6 protein-coding genes are annotated in these 6,426 nt (G+C 68.5%); 4 read left to right on the forward strand and 2 right to left on the reverse strand.

Annotated elements, in window-relative coordinates; translation table 11 throughout:
• The coding region (locus AC1DO7_RS38355; RefSeq protein ID WP_477117353.1) for an acyl-CoA dehydrogenase family protein at positions 1 to 963 on the forward strand (963 nt) is incomplete at its 5' end.
• Positions 964 to 1,000: 37 nt separating this feature from the next.
• On the opposite strand, the gene AC1DO7_RS38360 is transcribed toward AC1DO7_RS38355, so the two are convergent.
• Complete coding sequence (locus AC1DO7_RS38360; protein WP_441615452.1) at positions 1,001 to 2,224, reverse strand: cyclic di-GMP phosphodiesterase; 1,224 nt, start codon at positions 2,222 to 2,224, stop codon at positions 1,001 to 1,003.
• Positions 2,225 to 2,571: 347 nt separating this feature from the next.
• Between AC1DO7_RS38360 and AC1DO7_RS38365 the strand changes: the two genes are divergently transcribed.
• Positions 2,572 to 2,865, forward strand: coding sequence for a putative quinol monooxygenase (locus AC1DO7_RS38365; protein ID WP_441615450.1), 294 nt, complete (start codon positions 2,572 to 2,574; stop codon positions 2,863 to 2,865).
• Positions 2,866 to 2,895: 30 nt separating this feature from the next.
• Here AC1DO7_RS38365 and prpR read toward each other — a convergent pair whose 3' ends face one another.
• Entirely contained in the window at positions 2,896 to 4,908 is a 2,013-nt protein-coding gene (gene prpR, locus AC1DO7_RS38370; protein ID WP_477117354.1) for a propionate catabolism operon regulatory protein PrpR, read from the reverse strand.
• 296 nt (positions 4,909 to 5,204) lie between these two features.
• Here prpR and prpB point away from each other — a divergent pair, with 296 nt between their 5' ends.
• Both prpB and AC1DO7_RS38380 read left to right on the forward strand, forming a co-directional pair.
• On the forward strand, positions 5,205 to 6,113 hold the full coding sequence (gene prpB, locus AC1DO7_RS38375; RefSeq protein WP_441615446.1) for a methylisocitrate lyase: 909 nt from the start codon (positions 5,205 to 5,207) through the stop codon (positions 6,111 to 6,113).
• Between the two features lie 86 nt (positions 6,114 to 6,199).
• Positions 6,200 to 6,426, forward strand: a 227-nt coding sequence (locus AC1DO7_RS38380) for a citrate/2-methylcitrate synthase (RefSeq protein WP_441615444.1), incomplete at its 3' end; no start/stop codon positions are given.

Below are 6,426 nucleotides of genomic sequence, written 5' to 3' on the forward strand. Positions count from 1 at the left end.
CACCTGGTGCTGGCCAACACCGAGGCCGGCTCGTCGTGCTTCTTCGTGCCGCGCTGGCTTCCGGACGGCAGCAAGAACGCCATCGAGATCCAGCGTCTCAAGGACAAGGTCGGCAACCGCTCCAATTCGAGCAGCGAGGTGGAGTTCCGCGACGCCTGGGGCGTGATGGTGGGCGACGAAGGCCGCGGCATCCCGACCATCCTGGAGATGGCCACCTACAGCCGGCTGAACTGCGCGCTGTCGAGCGCGGGCTTCCTGCGCCAGGCGCTGGTGCAGTCGCTGCACTACGCGCGGCACCGCAGCGCGTTCGGCAAGCCGCTGGTGCGCCAGCCGCTGATGGCGCGCGTGCTGGCCGACATGGCGCTCGAAGCCGAAGCCGCGATGCTGCTCGCAATGGACCTGGCCACCGCGTTCGAGGCCACCGACGACGCCGACCGGCTGGCCTGGCGCCGCATCCTCACGCCCGCCGCCAAGTTCTGGATCTGCAAGCGCGCGGTGGAGGTTACCGGCGAAGCGATGGAGGTCTTCGGCGGCAACGGCTACGTGGAGGACGGCCCGATGGGCCGGCTGTTCCGCGACGCGCCGGTCAATTCGATCTGGGAAGGCTCGGGCAACGTGATGTGCCTTGACGTCCTGCGCGCCATCGGCCGCAATCCCGACGACTATCTGCGCGTGCTGGCGCGCCTGGAGGCCGTGGGTGCCGGCGAGCCCCGCATCCTGGCCTGCGTGGCCGGCCTGCGCGAGGCACTGCGCCTGCCGGAGCAGGCGCAGCAGGCGGAGGCGCGGCGCACCACCACGCGCCTGGTGCTGGCCGCGCAGGCCTGCCTGATGCTCGAGCACGCCGACGCGGCCTGCGCGCGCGCCTTCCTCGACAGCCGCTTCGATCCCGAATGGGGCGCGGTGATGGGCATCAGCGCGGGCGGCGATGCCGCGCGGATCCTGGAGATGGCCTGGGCGGGCTGACGGCCCGCGGCCATGGCGGCGCCGCTCGGACCGCTGCTCAGGCCGCCGCGCAGAGCTCCAGCAGCTGCTCGTCGCGCAGGCCCCACCGGGCAGGGTCCTCGAAGCCGACGATGGCGTCCTCCGTCTCGCGCAGGTCCAGCGTCTGCGGCGCGAGGTGCGCGGCGTCGGTGACCGAGTAGAAGACCTTCACGCGCGGGCGCAGCGGCTCGTTGTCGTGCTGCGCGAACACCACCGCCAGCCGCCCGGAGCGCAGGCGCAGCACGGTGCCCAGCGGGTAGATGCCGATCGAGCGCGTGAAAGCCTGGAACACGGTGCGGTCGAACAAGGTGTCCACCCGCACTGCCATGTACTCCAGCGCCCGCGCCGGTGACCACGCCTCGTGGCCGGGCCGGTCCGAGGTCAGCGAGTCATAGGTGTCGCATACCCCGGCGATCTTGGCATGCACGCTGATCTCGCTGGCGCGCAGGCCGAAGGGATAGCCGCGCCCGTCGATCCGCTCGTGATGGTGGATGCAGACGTCGAGCGGGATATTGCTGTAGAGCCTGGCCTCGTTGAGGATGCGATAGCCGACGGAGGGATGGCGCTGCACCACCTCCATCTCGGCCGCGCTCAGCGGGCCGTTCCGGTGCAGGACCTTGGCCGGAATCGCGACCTTGCCGATATCGTGCACCAGCCCCGCCAGGCCGAGTTGCTGCACGGTGCCGTTGTCCAGCCCGAGCGTGCGCCCGAGCGCGATCATCAGGACGCAGACCGCGAAGGAATGCAGGTAGGTGTAGTCGTCGCGCACCTTCAGGCGTGCCAGTGCGATCAGCGCCTGCGAATGGCGGGTCAGCGAGTTGGAGACCGAGTCGACCAGCAGCAAGGCACCTTCGACCTCCAGCGCGCGGCCCATGCGCGCGTCGGTAAACATCGACCCGACCACCGCCTTGCCGTTGCGCATCACGTCACGCGCCAGCCCCAGCTCCACCTCCAGCGGCACGCCCGAATGGGGCACCGCGCCCTGCGGCTCGTCGGCCACGGGATTCACGGTCAGCGAACCGGTCGCCGCCTGCGGCACCGGCGGCGCCGGCGGCGCGATGCCCTTGCCCTTGAGCAGGTCGATCCACACCTCCTCGACCGTCGAGGCGACCATCTGGTCGATCTGTTCCTGGCTGGTCACCGGGAAGCGCGAACGCCAGAACGGGTGCTCGATCCATGGCCCGCCCACCCTGGCCACGAACATGCCGACTTGAAGCTGTTTGGTCTTGATGCGTTTCAGCATGCCAGCTCTCCGGGTGCAGAGTGAATGGGGCGTGGCAGCTTAACGGCGGAACGCGGGAGAACTTTAGGGCGGTTCAGGGCGGTTCAGGGCGGAATATGCCGCTCGGGACGCGTGGCCTCGCCGCTCGGGCGACCGTGGCTTCACCGCCCCGGAACCGTGTGCCTCCGAAGGCCCGTCTCCATTCCAGGTTCGCGCGCAGAGCGGGCGCGCGGTTGCCGGATCGCCAGAACCACAACCGCACCCTCTGTCAACCACCGGGGAAATATCCGGCCCCGCCCCTCAGGCTTTCCGTCCGGGCAGCACGCGCAAAGCTACAATACGCCGCTACCCGCTTCGCCCGTCACACCATGCCCAGAACGTACACGCTCGTCGGTATCGCTCGCGCCAAGTCCCAGCACCGTGAGGTCCTGGGCGCCAAGCTCGACGCACTGCGCACGCGCGGTGCCATGGAGCCGGGATGCCTGCGATACCACGTGGGCGAGGACGCCGAGGACACCGAAGTGTTCGTGCTCTATATGGAGTGGAATTCCCGGCACGCGCTGGAATCCCACCTCAACAGCGAATATGTTCGTGACTTCCACGCCACACGACAGGATTTCCTCGAAGGCGACATCCAGCTTCGCTGGCTGAACGCCGCCTAGCCGCGGCGCGCCCCTCAAGCGGCCACCGGCCTACTTTCCGTCGTCCTTCAGGCGCCGCCACAAAGTGGTGGCGCTGATCCCCAGGGCATGGCACGCCGCGGCACGGTTGCCGCCGCACTGCGCCAGCACGCGCCGGATATGCTCGGCCTGGCTGGCGCGCGCCACGCCCGCCAGGGACTGGCCATTCTCCCCATCTTTGGCGCTACCCCAGGCCACCGGCGCGCTTTCGCCCTGCGGCGGCGGCCCGGCCTCGGGCGCCGCACCGAACAATTCCGGCGCGGCGGCCTGCAATTCGGCCAGCAAGTCGCGTGGCGCCAGCCTGCGGCCCACCACCAGCACCGCAATGCGCTCGGTCACGTTCTCCAGCTCGCGGATATTGCCCGGCCAGCCGTAGCCCGACAGCCTTTCCCGTACCGCCTGTGGCAGAGGCTGGGGCTGCGCATGGCCCAGACGCTCCTGGGYGCGCCGGTACAGCAGTTCGGCCAGCTCCGGCAGGTCGCCGGCGCGCTCGCGCAGCGGTGGCATCTCGATGCGAAGGATATTGAGGCGGTAGTACAGGTCCTGGCGGAAGCTGCCTTGCCGCACCAGCGCGCCCAGGTCGCGGTGCGTCGCGGCGATGACCCGCACATTGACCGGCACCGAGTCGAGCCCGCCGATCGGCAACACCTGCTTTTCCTGCAGTACGCGCAGCAGCCGGGTCTGCAGTGCCGGCGGCATGTCGCCGACCTCATCGAGGAACAGCGTGCCATTGTGGGCAGACTCGAACAGGCCGGCCTTGCCGCCGCGGCGCGCGCCGGTGAAGGCACCTTCCTCGTAGCCGAACAGTTCACTTTCCAGCAGGGCTTCCGGAAATGCCGCGCAATTGACGGCCACGAAAGGAAAGACCCGGCGCGGGCTGGCGTCGTGCATGCCCTGCGCCAGCACTTCCTTGCCGGTGCCGCTTTCGCCACCCACCAGGACGGTGGAATCCACTGCCGCGTAGCGCCGCGCCAGTTCCCGCAGGTGATGCATGGCAGGCGAAGCGCCGGYGAGGTCGTCGAGGCTGTAGCGCACGCCCGCCGGCCGGGCGCGGCTGCGCGAACGCAGGTTGCGGTCGACCCGGTGGATGGCATTGGCATCCTGCAGCGTCAGAACCGCGCCGGCGGTGCCGGCGTCGGTGACGATGGGTATGCGGTTGACCACCACCATCTTGTCGCCGAGCTTGTGGATCGCCTCGAGTTCCTTGTTGCCGCTCTGCATGACATTGTCCAGCGACAGCGCGGGCGCCAGCGTCTGCAGCTTGCGGCCCAGCGCGGCCGGCGGGGCAATGCCGAGAAAGCGCTCCATGGCCGGGTTGTAGGTCTGGATGCGCCCTTCCGCATCGACCGCCGCCACGCCCTCGTTGAGGTGCGCCAGGATGGTGTTGACGTAGTCGCGCCGGCTGGACTCGATGCGCCGCAGCCGGGCTGCCTCGATGGCATCCTCCAGCGCGCCGCGCACCGAGACGCCGGAATAGAGGAACACGCCGATCAGGCCGATGCGGTCGGCCAGGTCGGTCACCATCCCGGGCCCCACCACCACCTGCACCCCTTCCTGCTTGAGCGCCTTCACGCGGGCCGCGGCGTCGTCCTCGGTCAGGTAGGTGTAGGCCGGGATCGACAGCGAGAAGGTCCGCACGAACTCGTCCACCTCGGGATAGGTCGCGGCGTGGGTCACCAGCGCCACACGGGGGGAAATGCGGCGCGCGGTCGAGAGCGCGCTCATCACGTCGAACCCCGTCACCTTGACCAGCACCACCGGCACGTCCACGTGCTGGCGCAGGTAGGCGCCGTTCGAGCCAGCCGCCACCACGGCATCGAGCCGCCCCTCGCGCGCCTCCCGCGCAATCGCGCTGGCAGCCGCGGCGTAGCCCTTGCCGAGGATGCGGAATTCCGCCTGGGCGGCGTAGCCCGGGATCAGGTCGGCAAAGGCGCGCGACAGGCGGCTGATGCCGATCGCCCAGATGCGCGGGCGTCCGGTGCCGGCGGCAGGCAGGTTGACGGGAGTGGTCAGGGCGTTACTCATATCGGCGCGATTGAGGGAAACTTGGGCGAGGATGGGTCAGGCGGACTAATCTTTGAATTGTGCGCGCCGACGGATTGCATTTCAATATTGAAATGCAATCTTTCATTTCAGAAATAGAAATGACATGCCGATAGCGCCTCAATCCTTGGGCGCGAAATGCCATGGACGGCGCCATCCCAGGCGAATCAAGGGCTTGCCGGCGCCAGCCGAGGCCGCCCGGCGGCTTGCGCGGGACCGCCGGGCCCGCTGGCACACCCCTTGCGCTATACAGCCCGTCCACCTCACAAGCCAAGATCATGACCTTCTCGACATCCGACCTCGCCCGCTCCGCCGGCGCCCGTTTCCGCCAGGCCCTGGCCGATGAGCATCCCCTGCAGGTCATTGGCACCATCAACGCCAACCATGCGCTGCTGGCCAAGCGCGCCGGCTACCGCGCGATCTACCTGTCGGGCGGCGGCGTGGCCGCGGGCTCGCTGGGCCTGCCCGATCTGGGCATCTCCAACCTGGATGATGTCCTGACCGATGTCCGCCGCATCACCGACGTGTGTGACGTGCCGCTGCTGGTGGACGTGGACACCGGCTTCGGCGCCTCGGCCTTCAATGTGGCGCGCACCACCAAGTCGCTGATCAAGTTCGGCGCCGGCGCGATGCATATCGAAGACCAGGTCGGCGCCAAGCGCTGCGGCCACCGCCCAGGCAAGGAAATCGTCTCGCAGGACGAGATGGCCGACCGCATCAAGGCGGCCGTGGATGCGCGCACCGACGAGAACTTCGTCATCATGGCGCGCACCGACGCGCTCGCCGTGGAAGGCCTGGACAAGGCCATCGAACGCGCCGTGGCCTGCGTGGAAGCCGGCGCCGACGCGATCTTCCCGGAAGCCATGACCGACCTCGACATGTACCGCAAGTTCGTCGACGCGGTGAAGGTGCCGGTGCTGGCCAACATCACTGAATTCGGCGCCACGCCGCTCTTCACCACCGACGAACTGGGCAGCGCCGGCGTGTCGATGGTGTTGTACCCGCTGTCGGCCTTCCGCGCCATGAACAAGGCCGCCGAGAACGTCTACACGTCGATCCGCCGCGACGGCACGCAGAAGAACGTGGTCGATACCATGCAGACACGCGCCGAACTGTATGAGAGCATCGGCTACCACGCCTTCGAGCAGAAGCTCGACGCCCTGTTCGCCCAGGGCAAGTCCAAGTAAGGACGCGGCAGCCACGCGGCTGCCGCCGCCATCACAAGCCAAGTCAATACAAGTCAGACAGCACAGCATTCCAAAGGAGACCCCACATGTCCGAAGCGCAACCGCTCGCCACCCCGAAGCCGAAGAAATCCGTCGCCCTGTCGGGCGTTGCCGCCGGCAATACCGCGCTCTGCACGGTCGGCCGCACCGGCAACGACCTGCACTACCGCGGCTACGACATCCTCGACATCGCCGAGACCTGCGAATTCGAGGAGATCGCCCACCTGCTGGTGCACGGCAAGCTCCCCACCCGCGCCGAACTCAAGGCCTACAA

It is taken from the genome of Cupriavidus sp. 05N40 (assembly GCF_056397305.1).